The 21,245-nt window shown below is 54.3% G+C and carries 10 protein-coding genes; 4 read left to right on the top strand and 6 right to left on the bottom strand.

Annotated features, from left to right (window positions below; translation table 11 throughout):
* Nucleotides 1–12: 12 nt before the first annotated feature.
* Complete coding sequence (locus ACYVJM_RS15085) at nt 13–3,546, top strand: ThuA domain-containing protein (protein WP_461149060.1); 3,534 nt, start codon at nt 13–15, stop codon at nt 3,544–3,546.
* A 524-nt stretch (nt 3,547–4,070) separates the two neighbouring features.
* Entirely contained in the window at nt 4,071–7,385 is a 3,315-nt protein-coding gene (locus tag ACYVJM_RS15080) for a patatin-like phospholipase family protein (protein ID WP_461149059.1), read from the top strand.
* 72 nt (nt 7,386–7,457) lie between these two features.
* Here the strand turns inward: ACYVJM_RS15080 and ACYVJM_RS15075 are convergent, their stop codons facing one another.
* Both ACYVJM_RS15075 and ACYVJM_RS15070 read right to left on the bottom strand, forming a co-directional pair.
* Entirely contained in the window at nt 7,458–9,680 is a 2,223-nt protein-coding gene (locus tag ACYVJM_RS15075) for a xanthine dehydrogenase family protein molybdopterin-binding subunit (RefSeq protein WP_461149058.1), read from the bottom strand.
* Nucleotides 9,681–9,826: 146 nt separating this feature from the next.
* A complete protein-coding gene (locus ACYVJM_RS15070) occupies nt 9,827–10,834 on the bottom strand; it encodes an SDR family oxidoreductase (RefSeq protein ID WP_461149057.1) in 1,008 nt (335 codons plus the stop codon).
* Nucleotides 10,835–11,133: 299 nt separating this feature from the next.
* Here ACYVJM_RS15070 and ACYVJM_RS15065 point away from each other — a divergent pair, with 299 nt between their 5' ends.
* On the top strand, nt 11,134–11,928 hold the full coding sequence (locus ACYVJM_RS15065) for an NIPSNAP family protein (protein ID WP_461149056.1): 795 nt from the start codon (nt 11,134–11,136) through the stop codon (nt 11,926–11,928).
* A gap of 65 nt (nt 11,929–11,993) precedes the next feature.
* Here the strand turns inward: ACYVJM_RS15065 and ACYVJM_RS15060 are convergent, their stop codons facing one another.
* The 4 genes from ACYVJM_RS15060 to ACYVJM_RS15045 form a co-directional block, all read right to left on the bottom strand.
* On the bottom strand, nt 11,994–12,896 hold the full coding sequence (locus ACYVJM_RS15060) for an alpha/beta hydrolase (RefSeq protein WP_461149055.1): 903 nt from the start codon (nt 12,894–12,896) through the stop codon (nt 11,994–11,996).
* A 77-nt stretch (nt 12,897–12,973) separates the two neighbouring features.
* Complete coding sequence (locus ACYVJM_RS15055; protein ID WP_461149054.1) at nt 12,974–15,409, bottom strand: glycoside hydrolase family 2 TIM barrel-domain containing protein; 2,436 nt, start codon at nt 15,407–15,409, stop codon at nt 12,974–12,976.
* Nucleotides 15,410–15,514: 105 nt separating this feature from the next.
* Nucleotides 15,515–16,948, bottom strand: coding sequence for a RagB/SusD family nutrient uptake outer membrane protein (locus ACYVJM_RS15050; protein WP_461149053.1), 1,434 nt, complete (start codon nt 16,946–16,948; stop codon nt 15,515–15,517).
* A 22-nt stretch (nt 16,949–16,970) separates the two neighbouring features.
* A complete protein-coding gene (locus ACYVJM_RS15045; protein ID WP_461149052.1) occupies nt 16,971–20,051 on the bottom strand; it encodes a SusC/RagA family TonB-linked outer membrane protein in 3,081 nt (1,026 codons plus the stop codon).
* 247 nt (nt 20,052–20,298) lie between these two features.
* On the opposite strand from ACYVJM_RS15045, the gene ACYVJM_RS15040 reads away from it, so the two are divergent.
* Complete coding sequence (locus ACYVJM_RS15040; protein WP_461149051.1) at nt 20,299–21,183, top strand: AraC family transcriptional regulator; 885 nt, start codon at nt 20,299–20,301, stop codon at nt 21,181–21,183.
* The last annotated feature ends 62 nt before the right edge of the window (nt 21,184–21,245 follow it).

Below are 21,245 nucleotides of genomic sequence, written 5' to 3'. Positions count from 1 at the left end.
ACCTTCCTCCCTATGACCTGGTTACCACGCTCAATCAATTCGTCCTTTCGCTTTCTGGGTATAGCCGGGCTTAGCCTGGGCATTTATGCCTGCGTCAGCAATCAAAAAACGACGACGCAAAACTCAACATCGGCGGTTTCGTCGGCCGCGCCCGCAGTTGCCTCAACCGCCCCTTCGGCTCCCACCGCCCCCAAACGGGTGCTGGTTTTCTCGAAGACCAAAGGCTGGAAACACACATCCATTCCGTTCGGGATTGCCGCCCTTCAGAAGCTGGGCCGCGAGAACGCGTTCCGGGTCGACACGACCAAAAATGCCGATTACTTTAACGACGACAGCCTCAAACACTACACGGCCGTCGTTTTCCTGAGCACAACCGGCAACATATTGAATCAGAAGCAGCAGGCCGCTTTTGAACGGTATATCCAGGCCGGTGGCGGGTACATGGGTATCCATGCCGCAGCCGATACCGAATACGACTGGCCGTGGTACAACAAACTCGCCGGTGGGTACTTTGCCAGCCACCCCAGCAATTCCAATGTCCGCAAAGCAACGGTGGATGTAACGGACAAAAATCACCCATCCACCGCCCACCTGCCCGATCATTGGGAGCGCACCGACGAATGGTACAACTACCGGTCGCTCTACTCCGACCTGACGGTGGTGGCCAATCTGGACGAAAGCACCTACGATGGCGGCATCAATGGCAGCAACCACCCCATTGCCTGGTACCATGAGTTCGACGGTGGGCGGGCTTACTATACCGGTGGCGGTCACGAAGATTCGAGCTTCAGCGAACCCCTCTTTGTCCAACACCTGCTGGGTGCCCTGAACTGGGTGATGGGCAGCGGCAAGCCCCTCGACTACAGCAAAGCCTATGCCGTGGTAACACCGGAAGAAAACCGATTTGTGAAGACCGTGCTGGTCAATGACCTCAATGAGCCGATGGAGCTGGCCGTCGCGCCGGACGGACGCGTGTTCTTCACCGAACGGAGCGGTAATCTGTCGGTCTACAATAGCCAGACCAACAAAATTCAGTTGGTGCATCGCTTCGATGTTCCCACCAAAGCGGGGCATGGTGTGCAGGGTATTACCCTCGACCCGGCTTTTGCGACCAACCATTTTCTGTACATTTACTACTCCCCTCAGTTTACGCAGGACCCGCTCTACAACCTGTCCCGCTTTGTGGTGAAGGATGACAATACACTTGACCTGGCTTCGGAAAAAATCCTGCTGACCGTGCCCAGTATCGATCAGCCCGGTTCGCACCACGGCGGTTCGCTGGCATTCGACAAAGAAGGCAACCTATACCTGTCGACCGGCGACCATACCAACCCCTTTCCCTCCAACGGCTACGCGCCCATCGACGCCCGCCCCGACCACCTGGCCGCCGATGCGCGGGGTACAGCCGCCAATACCAACGATTTGCGGGGCAAAATTCTACGGATCCGCCCCCAGCCCGACGGCACCTACACCATTCCGGAGGGTAATCTGTTTCCGAAAGGCATGGCCCAGACCAAGCCTGAAATTTACACCATGGGGCTGCGGAATCCGTACCGCATTGCCCTTAACCCGAAATCGTCGGTTTTGTACTGGGGTGAAATTGGCCCCGATGCCGGAAAGGACAGCAGCACCTTAGGGCCGCGTGGTTACGACGAATTTAATCAGGCAAAAAAGGCCGGTAACTTCGGCTGGCCGCTGTTCATTGGCAACAGCCAGCCCTATGGCGACCTGGATTTTGCGACCAACGCCGTTGGCCCCCGCTTCGATCCGAAAGCGCCGGTCAACAACTCACCCAAGAGCAATGGCTTGAAAAATCTGCCGCCAACCAATCCGGCTATGATCTGGTATCCGTACGCGGCTTCGAAGGAATTCCCGGAGCTGGGTCAGGGTGGCCGCAGTGCCATGGCTGGTGAGTTCTACACCTATGACCAGAACTCTCCGTCGAAAAACAAATTTCCGGCCTACTACGATGGCGCCCTGTTTATCTTCGACTGGATGCGCAACTGGGTACTGGCCCTTCGCGTTGACAAAAACGATAATTACGTCCGCACCGAGCCATTCATGGCCGCTCAGGGCGATTTTCGGCGGCCCATTGACCTGGCCTTTAGCAAAGACGGGGTTATGTATATGCTGGAGTATGGTTCTGTATATGGAGCTGACAATGACGACGCCCGACTGGTGAAAATTGAATACAATACCGGCAACCGCCCGCCCATTGCCCGCGCCAGTGTGATCGACTCCGTGGCAGCGGCCCAGCACAGCGCCCGCTCCTACCTCACCTCCGACGGGCGCAATGCTCCCGTACTTCGCGAAGCCATTGGGCTGGCTCCGTTGCGTGTGAAGTTCGCCGGGCGGGGCACGGACCTGGACGACGATGATGAAGTTACGTATCAGTGGCTGTTTGACGGCAAAACGGTGACGTCTACCAAACCCATGGCAACGTACACCTACACGCAACCCGGCGTGTATAACGCCATCCTGAAAGTGACCGATAAAATGGGGCAGGTAGGCATGGATACTATTTCGGTAAAGGTTGGCAATGCCAAACCAGAGGTAGCCATTGTCACGCCCGACAATAAATCGTTCTTTTGGGAGAACAAGCCTTTCACGTATGCCGTGAAAGTGGCCGATCAGGAAGACAAAAAAATTGATCCCAAACGCATTAAGGTGCTCTACGAATACAGTGCCCAGCCCAACGGCGCTCCGCTGGCGTCTCCGCAGCAGGGACACCAGGAAGTCGCTCAACTGACGGGTGGCTCACTGGGTAAAACGCTGGTTGCCGGGAGTGACTGCAAAGCCTGCCATACGATTGATAAACCTTCCGTTGGCCCTACATTCCTGGCCGTTGCCGACCGCTACAAAGGACAGGCGGGCAGCGTGGAACGGCTGGCGCGGAAAATTATTGAAGGCGGGGGCGGCAACTGGAGCAAAGACCACCTGATGAGCGCCCATCCGCAGGTTCCGGTTCAGGATGCGCAGGAGATGGTGAAGTACATTTTCTCCCTAACGGATGCCCGCAAACAGAAAGCAGTGCCTCTACAGGGAACGCTGGCCCTCAACGAACACAAGCCGGACGACGCACGGGGGCAGTATACCCTGCTGGCCACCTATACCGACAACGGCACCAAAGCCGTAGGACCGCTCACCAGCACTGAAGTCGTGACGCTCCGTCATGCAACGGTAAAAACCCTGAACGCCGATGCCTACGTTGGTTTCCCCCGCTTTGGCAGTCGCCTGTCGGCCGGAAGCAACAAAGCGTATGTGCTCCTGAAAAACATCGATATGACGACCATCAAATCGCTGACGTACGACTATTCATCGCTCAATAAAGACGGAGAAATTGAAGTCCGGCTCGACTCCTACGCGGGGCCGGTTGTGAGCCGGGTTCCTTACAAAGCTACCGGCGACTGGAAGGCAACAAATCAGGTGACGGGCACGCTCGACAAACCCTTTACGGGTCGGCACGATGTGTATGTGGTTGTGGTAAAGTGGAGTAAACCCAACACGGATATCATTCAGCTGAACAGCATCCGGTTTAATCAGTAACGCTTGCGGTTACCATGCCGTAAACCGAATAAATCAGCCACAGAGCCGCCAAGGGCACAGAAGTCTACAGGTAGAAGATACGCCTGTAAACTTCTGTGCCCTTGGCGGCTCTGTGGTGAAAAAGTAATGTCTATCACGGATATATCAGCACAGGGGGCGGGCGTACCGGTTGCGACGCTCAAAAGCTCGTTCTGTTGATTGCTTCTTCAATAGGTTTAAAGAAACTGACCCCACAATTACCTTTAAATAATACGGGTGGCGAATAGGTTATCCTTTTCTATATCTTCATCGCCTGATGGTATTTGCTGATCGTCAGTGAATCAGCCGGGATAATGGCAATTGACAAGTGCTTTTGAGACTCACGTTTATAGAGTTACGTTCATGAGCCTTACTTATCCCATCTGCCTGTGTTGTGATCACTCATTGAGGGTTCAGCAACCTGTCTCCCAATAATTACGAACTCCAGTTCAACCTCTCCGCGTCTGGTCTCCACTCTAAAAATGTGAATAACCGTGTTTGATCGATTGAACCACCCACATGAAGCCAGTGCCCCTTCGTTTCACTTAAGTGATGTACTACAGGAAGAGTACGCGTTCATTAACGCCGGAAGCACCGACTTGCCCGGAGAAAAGACAACGGACGACAATGCCGTCCTGTTCAGGCTCAACGATCCAGCCAAGTTGATCGGAAAACTGGAAGCCGAGCGCGAGTCCCTAAAGGCTAAGGCCGGGGCCGATCAAGATACTCCTCCCGCATCAAACCCAAAGCCAGTTGAAAAGGGGCCTACCGAAACGCCTTATACCCGACTGGCCGAGTGGCTTGCTGAAAAAACTCTCAGTGAAACCCTCATCAGGGATACCCTTATTGCTCAGGCCGAGCGTTCTGATTTATTGACCGAAGAACCCTGGCTACTGAACGCAGCCTTACGCCCCTACACCCGTGGATTGCTTAAACGGTATCTGGAATGGAAAGATAGTCACAGGCCACAGGCATCTCATTTTTCAACAGGTGAGCTGAACCGGCTTTTGCTGGAAGATGCCTTCGCGGAGCACATTGTACCCAAAGAAAAATCTTCATTGGACGCTATCTTCAGTAAAATGCGCGGTGCCTACCAGAGTGCACTATGCCTGTCGGGCGGGGGGATTCGGAGCGCTACGTTTGCGTTGGGTGTGCTGCAGGGACTGGCTCAGCACGACCTGCTTGGACGCTTTTCGTACCTCTCTACCGTGTCGGGGGGAGGTTATGTGGGCGGCTGGCTGAGTGCCTGGCGCCATCATGAAGGCCTGGAAAAGGTCATCAACAGACTTAAAACGACGAGTAGTACACCCATTGCCAGCGAAGCTGACCCAATCCGGCATCTACGCCAGTTCAGCAACTACCTCAGCCCGCAACTGGGCCTGTTCTCCGCCGATACCTGGACACTCGTCGCCACCTACATGCGTAACCTGCTGCTGATCTGGCTGGTTATCCTGCCTTTTCTGGCGGCTTTGGCGGCCGTTCCCTGGGTAGGTGTCACACTGGCCTCGGCTAGACTGGCTGATTCGGGCACAACCGGGTTCTGGATTATGGGGGGGCTATTGGTTGTTGCGGCTGGGTTATCCATTATGGCCGTCCGGTTTGTTCATGCCTATATTCCAACCCCTGAAACGATGAAGCCACCCGGAAAGAAACTCTCCGACACGCCCATGAAATCGGATCGGGATCAAACCGCCTTTATTAATAAATGCCTGCTGCCGTTCTCCGTAGCGGTTCTTCTGCTCATCCTGGTATGGATCTGGTTCAGTAAACTGGACCCCACACGTTCACACTGGGCATCTGACATTTATAAATCGCTGGGGCTCGACCAGCGAACCGGGCTGAACATCTTCTCGGAAGGAGGCTACTGGATCATGGGAGGCACCATGGTGGCCCACATTACAGGCTGGCTGCTGGCTATCCCAACCCCAAAAAAGCCCTATCTGCAGATTCTGATGTTTCTGGTCATTTCTCTGGTAGGGGCATTGGCCGGTTTTTTACTTTTGCTGACGGCCAAGTTTCTGCGTTCGTCCTCCGTTGAATTATACACCTGTCTGGCTTTCCCCTGCTTCATGCTGGCCATTTTGCTGGTAGGTTATCTCTTTGAGGGCGTGGTGAGCCGCTACCTCGACGATGCCCGACGTGAATGGACAGCCCGGTACAGCGCCTGGCTACTGATAGCGAGTCTGGGCTGGCTCGTTTTATCGAGTGTCGTTCTGTTCGGACCCGGGCTTATCGACACGATAAAATTACAAATCGCCAGTATTGGTCTGGGGTCAGGAATTCTAACGGCACTGCTTGGTGGAAGTGCGCAGAGTGCCGGCCGGGGCGAGGCAGCCGGATCGCGGCAGGGAAAAGGCAGTGCATCGGGCATTATTGGGGTATTGTCCAACTATAGTCTGCCCATTGCGGCTACGCTGACTATTTTTATCCTGATGGTCATGCTTTCGCTATTAAATCAAACCCTCACCGGGCTACTGGCCGATCAATTTTACAATTGGTTTGGCGACACGACATGTGGCCGGGTTTTAACCGTTTTTGCGCCATTGCTCCTGTTTCTTCTTTTTCTGTTGGCAGGCTGGCTGCTGGCGTTGATGATCGACACGAATCGTTTCTCGCTCCACGCCATGTACAGAGCCCGGCTTATTCGGGCTTATTTAGGAGCCTCGCGCCCGCAGGAAACCCGCGTGCCCGACCCGTTTACGGGCTTTGACGAAGCAGACAATATACCCATGGGCAAATTGAACGTAGATGCCTATCCGTCACCCGGCACGACGACGCCCCGGAAGCCCCTTTTTCACGTTGTCAATCTGGCCCTCAACCTGGTTAATGGGCAGAATATGGCCTGGCAGGAACGAAAAGCAGAAGCATTTTCCATTTCGCCCCTACACGCCGGGGCTATGAACCTGGCTTACCGCCGAACGCGCGCCAGGATCAATCCTGCGGATTACCCCTCCGGGGAAGAGCAGCCTCTGTCGGCACCGGAGTATACCTGTTATGGCGGCAAAAAAGGCATTAGTCTGGGTACGGCTATAACCATATCCGGAGCGGCTGCCAGCCCGAACATGGGGTATCACTCCTCCACCCTGGTTGCTTTTCTGATGACCCTGTTCAACGTCCGGCTGGGCTGGTGGCTGGGAAATCCGGGGCCGGCGGGAGACAAGACGTTTGATAAATCGACCCCTACCCTGGCTGTCAAACCGATCTGGGACGAACTCCGGGCCAATACCGACGACACCAACGAATACATATACCTCTCTGACGGTGGTCACTTCGAGAACCTGGGTCTGTATGAAATGGTGTTACGACGCAACCGGTTCATTGTCGTGAGCGATGCGGGCTGCGATGAAACCTGTACCCTGGAAGACCTGGGTAATGCCATCCGAAAAATCCGGATCGACCTGGGCATACCCATTGAATTTCAGGGCAAATTTCAGATTCAGGCCAGATCAACTCCGGTGGTCAATACAAAGGGAAAATACTGGGCACTGGCCCGCATTGGCTATTCTGCCGTTGACAAGCCCACCGCTACAACAGACCCCGACGAGGTGGATGGCCTACTGCTGTACATCAAGCCTGCTTTTTACGGCACCGAACCCCGCGACATCTTCAATTATGGGTCCACCAAAAGTGCTTTCCCCCACGAGTCAACGTCGGATCAGTTCTTTTCAGAAAGCCAGTTCGAGAGTTACCGGGCACTGGGCAGGCATGTGTTCGAAACGATTTATTCAAGCTTCAAAAAGGAAGCCGGTGTGGAACTGAACGAGCTATTTACGAAAGATGGACTCGCCAGCCACTGGAAGTTCATGAAGCCCAAAAGCTAACTTACGTTTATCTATTTAAATTTAAGCGACTTAAATAACAAAAGGTAGTTCTCAGGCAGGTGTTGGGTATCGTTATAGAAGCTTATCGGCGGTGATGGGCAGCTCCCGGATGCGCTTGCCGGTAGCGTGGTAAACGGCATTGGCAATGGCCGCTGGCAGACCAATCATGCCGATTTCGCCCAGCCCTTTAGCGCCCATAGGGTCCAGAATCGGGTCCGGTTTGTCAATCATGATGACCTCTACCTCGGGCATGTCGGCGCAAACGGGCACGTGGTATTCAGCTAGATTATTGTTCACATACCGGCCAAAGCGGTGGTCTATGAGGCCGTCTTCCATCAGCGCCATTCCAAGACTCCACACTACGGAGCCCAGTACCTGACTTCGGGCCGTTTTGTGATTCATGATCCTGCCTGAATCAATGGCCGACACCACCCGCATTACCTTCACCATACCCGTTTGTGGATGCACGTGCACCTCCACGAAGTTGGCACAGAACGATTTTCCCGAATAAGTCCCGACTTCCGGACCGCTCTTTGCTTCTTTCGTAATGACCAGTTCCGGCAGGTTATTCAATCTGAGTATCTCGCTGAACGATAAACGGGCAGCCCCCTGTTTCGACCGGACGGTGTCGCCATCGAAAACGAGGTCGGATTCCTTGACTCCGTATAAGGCCGACCCTTCTTTGTAGATGGCCAGTTCGCCCAACCGCTGGCGAAGGGCCATGCACACGTCATGCACCGCCGACCCCACCGACGCTACCGTATGCGAACCAAACTGAGGTGGTGCCTGCGGAAACGACGAATCGCCCAGTTCAAACGTAATCCTGTCGGGTGCAATACCGGTCAGATCGGCCGCAATCTGGGTCATCACGGTATAGGTACCCGGACCGGTATCGGCGGTGGCACTCTGAATGGTTAGCTTCCCCCCTGCCGACAGCCGGGCCAGCGCAGCCGCCGGACTGCGCTCGGCTTTATAAATCCCTGAACTCATCCCGAAACCAACCAGCATCTCGCCCGACCGCATAGAGCGGGGTTGTGGGTTACGCTTAGTCCACCCAAACCGGTCGGCACCCTGCTCGTAGCAGTCGTTCAGGTATTTGCTCGACCAGGGCTTGTTGTTTTCGGGGTCTACCTCCGCGTAGTTCTTCAGCCGTAAGGCTATCGGGTCCATCTTCAGCGCGTAAGCCAGTTCATCCATGGCCGACTCCAGCGCAAACGACCCGCTGGTTTCGCCGGGACCGCGCGTCCAGCAGGGGGTGCTGACATCCAGCGGAACAAGTCGATATACGGCGGTTAAGTTAGGGCAGCGATAGGCGGATTTGGTGGGATGCAGGATGCGTTCGGTAAACTGTTCGTAAGTGGAGGTCAGCCCGTAGGCTTCGTGCGTGATGCCCACCAGCGTCCCGTCGGCAGTGGCGCCAAGCCCGATCTTCTGAATCGACCGGGGCCGGTAACCCACCATGTTGAACTGCTGTTCGCGTTTGAGCACCACTTTTACCGGACGCCCCACAAGCTTTGCCCCCAGTATGGCCGCCATTTCCTGAGGCCATATACGCGACGAACTTCCGAATGCACCGCCCACAAATGGCGAGTGAACCTGAATGTTCTCTTCCTTAAAGCTGAAAGCTTTCATCAGGTCTTTCTGTGCCAGCTTCACCCCCTGCGACTTATTGTAGACGATGAGCTTATCCTCGCTTTCCCAAACAGCCGTGGCCGCGTGAGGCTCTATGGGATTATGGACGTGTATCGGGGTATGGTACGTTTGCTCAACGGTAACCGGCGCACGCTTGTAAGCATCCGTAATTCCCCGCGAATAATCTTCAGAACGTTCGGGTTTGATAGCCTTCCCAAGATTGGTTTTTGTATCGGTTTGATGCGGCTCGGACTGATACGTTACCGTCACCAGCGAAGCCGCATAGGTGGCCCGTTCAAGGGTGTCGGCAATGACCAGGGCCACCGGCTGATTACTGAAGTAGATTCGATCGTCATAGAAGACGCGAAACTCCTGCCCATACACACGGGAACTGGCCTTGTCTGTACCAGCCTCGTAGCCGGGCACTTTTGGCGCATTCGTATGGGTCAAAATGCCAAGGACACCGGCTATTTTTTCGGCAGTTTCCGTGTTCAGGCTGGCGATACGCCCTTTGGCAATCGTACTGGTCACCAGCACCCCGAACGTAACACCCGGCAGGTTGTATTCGGCCGCGTATGTAGCGCCACCGGTGACTTTTAATCGTCCATCAACCCGACTCATCGGGGTTCCTAACGACGCATTAAGCCCTGTGAATTCTTCCATAATTTCCCTTCGACCAGCTTGGCCGTTGATTATATAGGCTTTCGCATTTGTTATCGAATTGATAGTGTATCAGACAGCATCCTGCTGTCTGATACACTTCTCAAAACCCGGCTTCAGGCTTGTTCACGTTAGCGAGAGATGTTGGCTCAAGGTTGCCCACTGCCTCCGGCGGCTCCGTAAACCTGTCCTGTTGCGTAACTGGCATCGCTGGCGGCAAGCTGCACATAAATGGACGCCAGCTCGGCGGGCTGACCGGGTCGGCCCAGGGGCGTTTGACCACCAAACGTTTTAAGCTTTTCCTGTGTGGCTCCACCGCTGGGCTGCAAGGGCGTCCAGATTGGACCGGGAGCGACCCCGTTTACCCGGATGCCTTTCGGGCCGAGCTGCTTGGCCAGCGACTTCACAAAACTTGTGGTAGCCGCCTTTGTCTGGGCATAATCATACAGCTCTGCCGAAGGGTCGTAAGCCTGCTCAGACGTGGTGCCGATAATGGCAGACCCCGGTTGCAGGTGCGGTAAAGCAGCCTTAATAATCCAGAAGGGCGCGTAAATGTTGGTCTTCATCGTCCAGTCGAATTGCTCGGTCGATATATCCAGAATAGAGGCATGGGTTTGTTGCCGGGCGGCATTGCTCACCACAATATCCAGTCCGCCCAGTCCCCGAACGGCCTCGGCTACCAGCCGCTGGCAGAAGGCTTCATCGCGGAGATCGCCGGGGATCGCGATAGCCTTACGCCCTTCGGCTTTGATGAGCGCAATGACCTCACGGGCATCCGGTTCTTCGGCAGGCAGATAGTTGATGGCCACATCGGCCCCTTCGCGGGCATAGGCAATGGCAGCAGCCCGACCCATACCCGAATCGCCCCCGGTGATCAGGGCTTTCCGGCCCGCCAGCCGACCGGAGCCTTTGTAGCTGGTTTCGCCATGATCGGGTTTGGGGTCCATTTTTCCGGCCAGACCCGGCCATGGCTGGGGCTGCTCTTTAAACGGTGGTTTTGGGTATTTGGTAGTGGGGTTCTCGAGGGCTAATGGTGCGGCAGCACCCGTACGGGGATCGGCCGAAGCGGCTAAAACCGGCGTTGCGACCACGGTAGCGATACCGGTACCTAATCCCTGAATAGCCCGACGTCGGCTAAGTTGACTTTCTTCGTTCATGGTTGTATGTTGTTTCTAACACAACAACCGAATCCCAACTTGATCACTAAAATAATACACAAGGTTAAGTAACGGACTCTCCCAACCAAATTAAAACCTTCACAGACAGAAGATTGCCCCAAACGCCTATAGATGCATATGGATAAAGAATTTATATTACCTACAGCGTTTAGTGGTAGAGACTGAGCCGAGTTTAACGGGCTTTCAAGTGATCTGACCAACACTTGACGGCATTTGGAATCAGGGAGGATTGTTACTTTTGTTTGTTTAACCCAGTAAACTATTCAGTCAAAAACCCCATGTCAAAAATCAGTATCATTTGCCTGTTCGCGTTGCTCCAGTCGGCAGCTTTATTTGCGTTCAACCCAATGGCCAGCCGCGAGTTTTACGAATTAAAAGTGTATCATTTTAAAACGGCTGAACAGGAGCAGAAACTGGATGAGTATCTTCATAAGGCCTATTTACCCGCCATGCACCGGGTCGGTATTGCCAAAGTTGGCGTATTTAAACCCATTATGAACACGGCCAGCCCGGCGGCTACGGACGATCGGCTGTTGTATGTGTTTGTTCCGTTTCGCTCGCGCGACGACTTTTTCAAACTGGACGAAAAGCTCGCCAAAGACAAACAGTATCTGGCCGATGGCAAAGACTATCTGGATGCCGTTTACAACGCCCCCCCGTACGATCGCATCGAAACCATTCTGATGAACGCCTTCGAAAAGAGCCCGCAATTCAACCTGCCGGAACTGACCTCGGCCCGGAAAGACCGCGTTTATGAACTACGGAGCTACGAAGGGCACACCGAGAAGATTTCGAAAAACAAGATCGACATGTTTAACCAGGGCGACGAAATCGGTTTGTTCAAGCGGCTTGGCTTCAACGCTGTTTTTTACGCCGAAGTCGTAGCCGGTAGCCGCATGCCTAACTTAATGTACCTCACGACCTTTGAGAATAAAGCATCGAGAGATGCCCACTGGGACGCGTTCGGTAAGGACGAGTACTGGAAGAAGCTATCGGCCATGCCGAACTATCAAAAAAATGTATCGAAAAACGATACCCGGTTCCTGTACCCAACGGATTATTCAGATATATAAAGAGAAGCTGTAAGGCGACGGGAAGCAGTAACCCATCTTCCTCGTCGCCTTACAGGCTAGCTACACTACCGCCGGGTTAACCAACCCGTATCGGCCAGCCAGTCGGCCATGCGCTGGGGCCAGGTGTTGATGGATCTTAGTTTGGAGCGGTCGCCCATATTGAACCCATGTTTGCCCTGGGTGTAGATATGCACTTCGATGGGAACCTGGGCGGCCCGGTATCTCTGAAGCAGCGTAACCACCGGTCCCGAGCAGCACACATCGTCATTGGCCGCCAGCATAAAGGCTGGTGGTGCATCGGCCGGAACGGTTTCGGGAACACCCAGCGGACCCGGATAAATCAGTATCTGAAAATTGGGTTTACCGTCCAGCCGGTCGATCGGTTCGGCGGCATCGAGAACCCCTTTACCGGGGGCGTAGGCTATCATTTCCGCCACTTCGCCACCCGCCGAGAAGCCCATTACCCCCAACCGGTTGGGGTCAATACCAAACTCGTTTGCCCGACTGCGCACCAGCCGCATCGCCCGGTATGCATCTTCACGGGGGTGCTTATCGAGCGAGTAAGGAGAGTTCGCTTCCCGAGCCAGCCGGTATTTCAGCACAAAAGCTGCGACACCGATGCTGTTCAGGTACTCGGCGGGCTGGCGACCTTCTGCGTTGAACACCAGTTCCCGATGTCCGCCACCGGGGCAAATAACAACGGCCGCCCCCGTCGCTTTCTCTTTAGGCGGCAGATAGACCGTTATGGATGGGTTGTTAATGTGTTTCACCCAATAGTCTTTCGCCTGTTCGGGCTCATCACGCAACTTCTCGAAGCCGGGTGAACCTTTCGGCCAAAGCGGTATCACCACCGGGGCGGTTTGAGCCAAGGCCCGCCAGGGAAGGCCACCAGCCAGCAGACACAGCGCAAATCGACAAATAACAAGACTGGTTAACCTAGCTGTTGAATACGAAAAAAGACGAGCCATCTTATTAGTTAAAAATTGTTAGTACACTGGCTTAAAGGGCTGCGGTTTAGAAGAATACCCGTCCTAAATGCTTCAACTTATTTCGCCACCAGCCTTATTTCGCTGGTTCCCAGAGTTGGCGCTGTTGCCTTAAGGTTTATCCGACCGGCTTTCCCTCCCGACCGGATAATGGCCAGACAACGCCCCCGAAACGTTAATTTCTGCGTTTGTTGAAAGCTGCTCAAATCTGTGGGCTTTCCATTGCCTACGCCCGCCAATTCGCCTGCTCCGGTGAGCGTAAACGTTACGGGCGCGTCGAGCCAGGGAATAACCTTGCCCTGCTCATCCACGACGTCAACGATCACATAAGCCAGGTCGTTACGGTCAGCGCGCAGGATTCGGCGGTCGGTGGTGAGTTTGAGGTGATGGGGTTTCCCGGCAGTGCGGAAGGTTACAGATCCTGTTGGTTTGCCGTTGACAAAGCTCGTCGCCTTCAGCACGCCCGGCTGGTACGGCACGGCAAACGAAGCCGTAAGGGTGGTATCTGCCAGTTGTCGTTCCCCCACCAGTTTACCGTTCAGTTCCAGCCGAACCAGCGGGCTTCGGGAGAAAACCCGCACCTGAAGCGGTTTCCCTTCCTGCCCCGGCCACGACCAGCTCTGGCGCTCATCGGGCCAGCCCCAGTTGGTAACGGTTTCTTTCATGCCGTCGGGAATGGGGCTGTGAACAGCCATTTCGATGGGACTGTGGCGCCAGACCACATCGCGGTAGTAGGACTGTGGCTTTTTCGTGCCGATCAAATCCAGATCACCACACCAGGCATTGAACCAGGGCCACGGCAACACGGCCTTCACGCTGTCTTTATCGGCTTTCGGTTGCAGAAGGGCGTGACCGATGGCCGTTTCGCCCATGTAATCCATGGCCGTCCAGACAAAGTCGCCGAGTACGTACGGGTGCTTTTCCACCTGCTTCCAGTTTTCGAAAGCTTCGCGGGCAAACGACTCCGTGCCTAGCATGATCCGGGTTGGGTGGCGCTGGTGATCGGACTCGTAATGTTTCCACTCGTAGTTGTACCCGCCCACATCGAGCAGGGCAAAGGCGTTGTCGCCATCTTCCCAAATCTTGCCCGGATGCTCCCAGAATACGCACATCGCTTCCATAATGGGCCGACCGGGGTCCAGCCGATGTGCTTCATCGGCCAGACGTTTGGTCAACGCCAGCCCCGACGAGTCGGCCCGTTCGTTTATTTCGTTGCCGATACTCCACAGAAACACAGACGGGTGGTTTCGGTCGCGCTCAATCATGGCCCGTAAGTCGGTTTGCCACCATTGATTGAAAAAAAGGTGGTAGTCCTGTGGTTTTTTGGGCCGCTGCCACATGTCGAAAGCTTCTTCAACGACCAGTAATCCCAGTCGATCGCAGGCATCCAGAAAAGCGGGCGACGGAGGATTGTGGCTGGTACGAACGGCGTTGAATCCGCTGGCTTTCAGCAGCTTCACTTTTCGTTCTTCGGCCCGATCGAAAGCGCGGGCACCCAGTGGCCCATTGTCGTGATGGACGCTACCGCCTTTTAACAGAATTCGTTTGCCATTCAGGACAAAACCCCGGTTGGCATCCAATTCGATCGAACGAATCCCGAAGGAGGTGGTTACGCTGTCCAGGCGTTTTGTGCCCGCCACCAGCACCACCTTTGCCCGGTATAGCGATGGCGACTCGGGCGACCATAGTGCCGGGCTGGCCACAGTCAGGGTCTGCGCGCTTTCGGCTTTTCCATTACCTGATACGGTAACTGCCTGCTGACTTCCTCCGGCGAGTTGCCCATTCGGCTTGATCAGAGTTGTTATAACCCGAGTCGGTAATGTTGCCTTTTGGGTATTTTCAACTTGTGTTCGAACCAGAACCTGAGCCGACCGGGCCGACACCTGCGAGGTCGTGATCGTTACACCCATTGGCGCAATATATACGGCTTCGGTCAGGGTTAACCACACGTGCCGGTAGATGCCCGAACCCGTGTACCAGCGGGAATTCTGGCCGCTGTTCCTCACCCGGACGACCAGCGAATTCGGCTGCCCCGCAGGTAACAGCCAGGGCGTCAGATCGTAGCTGAATGAGGTATAGCCCGTTGGACGATAGCCAAGATGATGGCCGTTGAGCCAGACATCGGACTCCATATACACGCCGTCAAACTGAAGACGGGCCACTTTACCGGCGTCGGACGCTGGTAGGGCGAAAGCCTTACGATACCAGCCCGTTCCGCCAACGGTGTAGCCGGTGGAGGTATTACCAACACTCGCCCGCGAAAAGGGGCCTATCACCTCATCCGGCAATTGATGGGGTAAGTCCTCGATGCTCCAGTCGTGCGGCAGGTGCAGTTTTCGCCAGCTCGACTCCCTGAAATCGGGCTGCTGGCCGTTGGCAGTGCTGTCTTTCAGGAAATACCAGTCAGCATCAAAAAGGCGCGTTCGGGTTGGAACCACCTGTGCCAGCGATTGAATACCCGTCAGTATACCTAAAACCAGCAACCTTGTTCTCATCGCAAAAAACGTAAAGTAAAAAATGGCCTTGAAACAGATATATCTGTTTCAAGGCCATTGCTTCCTAAAAATACTGAGTCGTCGCGGGCGTCGGCTCTACTATACTCAATACCCCGAATTCTGCGTCAGGTTCGGGTTGATATCCCGCTCGGCCTGGGGTATGGGAAAACGCTCACTGATGCCCTCGCGGAACGTGGTCTTGCCAATGGATTTGGCAAAGGCAGCGGCATCGCCCCACCGAACCAGATCGAACCAGCGGTGGCCTTCCATACCTAGCTCGACCCGGCGTTCGTCTTTTATAGCCTGCCGAAGCTGCGTTTGGCTAAGCGTAGCGGCCAATGGCGGCATGTTCACGTCTTTACGCGCCCGCACTTGGTTGATGGGCGCCAGCGCGTCGGCCGTTTTTCCCGACTCGTTCAGCGCTTCGGCATACATCAGGAGCAGATCGGCGTAGCGCATCAGGATAAAGTTTTTCGGGTCGTCGCTTTTACCAATGTTTGCTCCTTTCCCAACCACATATTTGCGTGACCCATAGCCCGTTGAGGATGTGGCCGGATTGAACGTAATTCCCTGAAATACATCACCTGCCTGAAAAATAGTGTAGCCTTTTCGCGGGTCGGCAGCCGCAAATGAGTTCACAAAATTCTGCGTTGGCTGCGCCCATCCATAGCCGCCGTCCAGTGTAAAACCAGAGCCGCGGGGCGCATCGTAGTTGTTGGTCTGGTTGCCAAGGCCACCCAGAAACGACGCATACTGAATTTCAAAAATGGACTCTTTCCCGTTTTCGGTTGCCAGTTCGAAGTTATCGTAATAGCGATCGAAGAGACTGTACGCCTTCGAGTCGATCACTTCTTTGGCTTTGGCAGCGGCTTCGGGCCACTGTTTCCGATACAGATAGACCTTAGCCAGAAACGACTTGGCCGCCCCCTGGGTAGCCCGGCCCAGATCCGATGCGGGATAGGTGAGCGGCAGACTTTTCTCGGCCGATTGCAGGTCGGTAATGATCTGCGCATATACCTGTTCAACGGGTGTTCGCGCTACCAGAAATTCACTGGCGAGAAACTGAGGCTTCGTTATCAGGGGTACATCCCCAAAGAGCAATACCAGGTAATGATAGGAAATAGCCCGTAAGAACGAAGCCTCTGCCAAAACCCGCGCTTTTAGGGTAGCATCCATGGTAATACCCGGAACCCGGTCCAGTACCAGATTGGCCCGAAAGATGACCTGATAGAATGACGTCCAGGAGGCCCGAATGGCTGGGTTATCAGCCGTAACGGTAAAGTTTTCAATGGCTACCCAGTTGGCATCGTCCCCGTAGGTGTTGGAATCACCCGCCTGGTTATTGCCATAATAGCCGATACCAAACTGACCGATGCCATTGTACATAAGGGGTTTATAAGCCGCATTAACTGCCCGGACGGCATCGTCCGACGTCTTGTAATAATTATCGGCAGTAACGGCGTTGAGGGGTTGTTTTTCGAGAAAATCGCTCTGGCATCCGGCTAACAGCAGGGCCACCGCAAACACTATCTTTTTCATAACCAATGAGTTTAAGTGACCGTTAAAAATCAATGTTGATACCGCCCAGGATGGTTCGGGGTTGCGGGTAAGTCATCAGGTCGGTGAAGTTGTTGTCGATACCTGCGCCCACTTCCGGATCGAACCAGGGGTAAGGTGTTATGGTCAGCAAATTCTGGCAACTGGCATAGACCCGCAGGCGACCCAGCCCCAGCGTTCCTTTGGGGAGCGTATAGCCCAGCTGCACATTGCGGATGCGGAGGTAGCTGGCGTCATAGACCCAGAAACTCGACGTGCGCCGGTTATTGCTGGGATCGCCCCATACCAGACGAGGCACCCGATTGCTGGTACCGGGACCCGTCCAGCGACTCAGGTAGTCGGCGGTGGTGTTGTCGAAATTATCCATCAACCGCCGACCGCCGGTACCATCCAGATACAGGTCGCGGCCCTGAATACCCTGAATAAAAATGCTCAGGTCAAACCCTTTGTAGCTGGCGTTGCCAGTGAAGCCGTACGACAGGCGGGGAATGGTGTTGCCGATGTAATCGCGGTCGAGGTCGTTGATGATGCCATCGCCATTGGCGTCTTTCCATTTGATGTCGCCGGGTTTGGCATTGAGCTGGGTAGCGTGGCCATCGATTTCGGACTGGTTCTGAAATACCCCTTCCTGCACATAACCGAAGATGGAACTGATGGGCTGCCCTTCGGCGGTTTTGAACACTCCCGAAATGATTGGCAAACCGGCTAAAGCCGTCACCCGGTTTTTGATCGTTCCCATGTTCGCGCTGATATCATACTTAAAAGCCCCGGTGGATTTCCGATAGGTGATGGCCAGTTCGAAACCGGAGTTACGCACGGCACCCACATTTTGATAAGGCGCTGTCGTTACCCCCGTAGTTCCGGGGATGGGCACCTGAACCAGCATGTCGCGGGTATCTTTGATGAAATAATCGGCCGTTACCGACACCCGGTTGTTGAGCAGAGCCAGGTCGATGCCCACATCTTGCATGGTGGTTGTTTCCCATTTGATATTCGGGTTGCCAAGGGCCGTTGGTGCCACGCCGGGAGCCACCGTCTGCCCGCTCCCCAGCACATAGTTCTGCGCCAGGTTCAGCCCTGTAGTGAAGGAATACAACCCGATTTCCTGATTCCCTAACTGCCCCCAACTGGCCCGCAGTTTCAGGTCGTTGACGGCTCGGATGTTCTCCATGAACTTCTCCCCCGAAATGCGCCAGCCAGCTGCGAAGGACGGAAAAATACCGTACCGGTTGCCCGCCCCGAAGCGCGACGAACCATCGACTCGCAGGTTGGCCGACAAGAGGTACTTTTCGTCGTAGTTATAATTGACCCGGCTCAGAAACGACCGGATCGACCATTCCGAAGCACTGCCCCGCGCCCGGTCGTTCAACGCACCGGCGTCCAGCACCCGAATGTCATTGTTCGGGAAGCTTTCCCGGTGGGCCGAGAAATTGTCGTAGCGGTTGGCTTGCTGCGTGATACCTACCAGTGCCGAAATGCTGTTTTTGCCAAAGGCTTTATCGTAGGAAAGCAGGTTTTCATTCAGCCAGGTGGTGCTGATCACATTCGAGCGGTCGAGCGTATTGATCACATTTGTCCGACCTCCGAAGGCATAGGTAGGCGCGAAGTTGATCCCATTTTCGAGAATGAAGTCGGCGCCAATGGTTGCCCGCAGTTTGAGTTCGGGCGTAAACTGGTATTCGCCGTAGATATTCCCCAGCAGCCGGTAACGCGTCAGGTCGTTCTGGAACAGATAGGCACTTCCCAGGGAAGACAGGTAGCCAATTTGTTCGCCGGGTCGGCTGCCGTAGCCGTAGTTCCCATCGGGCATGTATTTGGGAATCGTTGGTGAAAAGCGAATGGCGTTCACAAACGTTTCATTCCATTGGCCGCTGGTTTGCTTCCCTCTCGTGAGCGACAGACTATTGCCAAACTTCAACTTCTTAAGTACCTGATGGTCAGACGTGACATTGAGCGAGTAGCGGTCGTATCCAACACCAATACCGATACCTACCTGATTGAAATACCCGAGTGAAACGGCATACTGGGATTTCTCGGAACCGCCGGACACCGATACGTGGTAGTTCTGAATGGGGGCCGTCTGGAATATTTCGCCAATCTTGTCATTGCCCACACCCAGCGAATCCGGATTACTCCAGTAAGGCGTCAGTCCGGCATTTCGCCGGGCTTCGTTCTGTAATGTAGCAAACTCGCGGGCATTGGCCATTCGGGGTAGCCGCCAGGCTTTCTGGGTGCCGTAGTACATGGTAAAGCTCACCCGGCCAACCCCCGTTTTGCCCCGTTTGGTCGTGATCAGTACCACGCCGTTGGCAGCCCGCGCCCCGTAAATAGCCGATGAGGCCGCATCTTTCAGAACAGTCATCGACTCAATATCATCGGGGTTGATGTTAGCAATACCACCGTCGGTAATCACGCCGTCGATGACATAGAGGGCGTTACTATTCCCGGTCGTCCCGACGCCCCGCACCCGAATAATGGCGTTATCGCCCGGTTTACCAGTGTTTTGTGTGACCTGCACACCGGCTGCCCGGCCCTGAAGTGCCTGTCCAACGTTGGTATTGATGGTATTATCGAAATCGCTTGCAGAAATCGCAGAAACGGCACCCGTCAGGTCCGCTTTTTTCTGAGTACCGTACCCCACCACCACGACTTCGGCCAGGGCCTTGTTGTCCGATGCCAGCGTAACGTTGATCGTAGATTGATTGCCAACAGTAATCTCCTGCGAAACGTACCCGATGAATGAAAATACCAGCACCGCTCCGGCGTCGTCGGGCAGTGTTAACCGAAAGCTTCCCGTAGCATCGGTAGTTGTCCCCCGATTTGTCCCTTTCAACTGAATACTGACGCCCGGCAATACCTCGCCGTTGTCGCCCGTTACTTTCCCGCTGATGCCGCGGTCTGCCCGAATAGCGGCCAGACGGTCTGGCTGCGTTTTAAACAAGTCGGCATGGCCCGCCACCGACACGCCGGGGATTGCCAATAAACTTATGGCGGTTAGAGCAGGTATTGCCCCCATCCAGTAGCTTCGACAGAGCCTGACGGGCGAGAACGTCAGATTTTTGGTTCGTAATCGTCTATTTTTCATACGTTAAGGATGAGTTTGAAAGAAAAAAATTGGGCATAAAGGCGACTTCAAAAACTCTATTATTCTTTATCTATAGATTATGTTTTTGAAGAATACAAAGGAAAATTATTTATAAATCAATAATGCGTCGATCTTATCTGATTAATAAGCTATTTTAACGTCAGTAGGAGTAATCATATATTTTTGTAGACTATTTGATTAGTAGTAATCGATTAAGATCCAACGTATATAGCTGTAGACTAATGTTATGAAAGCTCATCTTTTGCAGGTAGCAACGACGCCTAATCGATCATTCAGCGTTCGGCAGGAGTCCATCCCCAATGTCAACAACCGCTGGCACTGCCACAAAGAGGTGGAACTGGTTCATTTTCATCGGGGAAGCGGCACTCAGTTCGTGGGCGACAGTATCCGCCGGTTCAAAGCCGGGGACGTAGTACTGGTGGGAGCTAACTTACCACACTACTGGCATTACGACCGGGAAGAAAATGCGTGTTGTGCAGCCAAATCGGAGCGGCTTCCGTACGCCACGGTCGTTCATTTCACAGAAAACTTCTGGGGTGATTCATTCCTTTGTCTACCCGAAAATAAATCCCTGAAAGCCGCGCTCGACAAGGCGAAGCGTGGGTTATTGCTCACCGGGTCCATGGGGCAGCGAGTGGCCAGGCAAATGGAGACACTCTGTCAGGTAGAAGGTACCTTCAGACTTATGGCCCTGATGGAGTGTCTGCTGATCGCGAATGAGTCCGACGAACGCAGTTATCTTTCTTCTCTGGGCTTTCGGTACGAGTCGTCGGAGGTGGAAAACGAACGCATCAACCGCATTTACGCCTACACCTTGAGCCATTTCCACGACAAGATCAAGTTACAGGACGTGGCGTCAATTGCGGGTTTGGTTCCAAATTCCTTCTGTCGGTATTTTAAATCCCGAACGGGCAAGTCGTACTCGCAGTTTTTACTGGAAATCCGCATAGGTAACGCCTGTAAGCTTCTGATCAGCGAACGGATGAGTACCAAGCAGATTTGTTACGAAAGCGGCTTTAATAACTTTACCTGTTTCTATAAGAAGTTTAAACTCATTACGGGCAAAAGCCCGCTGATGTACCAGCGGGCCTATTCGATCAGCAACCCCTGATCGAGTACTAGCTAGTGTGTCTAAAGTACTCGTTGGCCGGGTCATCTGGAGATGATTGAGCG

The sequence above is a fragment of the Spirosoma pulveris genome (assembly GCF_054781875.1).
Note: the sequence above shows the minus strand (reverse complement) of the source record. Positions and strands in the feature narration are given on the sequence as shown.

Excerpts from the sequence above, each read along its gene's own strand:
- ACYVJM_RS15085 (WP_461149060.1), top strand. The coding sequence starts at position 13 with ATGACCTGGTTACCACGCTCAATCAATTCGTCCTTTCGCTTTCTGGGT.
- ACYVJM_RS15075 (WP_461149058.1), bottom strand. The coding sequence starts at position 9,680 with ATGGAAGAATTCACAGGGCTTAATGCGTCGTTAGGAACCCCGATGAGT.
- ACYVJM_RS15070 (WP_461149057.1), bottom strand. The coding sequence starts at position 10,834 with ATGAACGAAGAAAGTCAACTTAGCCGACGTCGGGCTATTCAGGGATTA.
- ACYVJM_RS15065 (WP_461149056.1), top strand. The coding sequence starts at position 11,134 with ATGTCAAAAATCAGTATCATTTGCCTGTTCGCGTTGCTCCAGTCGGCA.
- ACYVJM_RS15060 (WP_461149055.1), bottom strand. The coding sequence starts at position 12,896 with ATGGCTCGTCTTTTTTCGTATTCAACAGCTAGGTTAACCAGTCTTGTT.
- ACYVJM_RS15055 (WP_461149054.1), bottom strand. The coding sequence starts at position 15,409 with ATGAGAACAAGGTTGCTGGTTTTAGGTATACTGACGGGTATTCAATCG.
- ACYVJM_RS15050 (WP_461149053.1), bottom strand. The coding sequence starts at position 16,948 with ATGAAAAAGATAGTGTTTGCGGTGGCCCTGCTGTTAGCCGGATGCCAG.
- ACYVJM_RS15045 (WP_461149052.1), bottom strand. The coding sequence starts at position 20,051 with ATGAAAAATAGACGATTACGAACCAAAAATCTGACGTTCTCGCCCGTC.
- ACYVJM_RS15040 (WP_461149051.1), top strand. The coding sequence starts at position 20,299 with ATGAAAGCTCATCTTTTGCAGGTAGCAACGACGCCTAATCGATCATTC.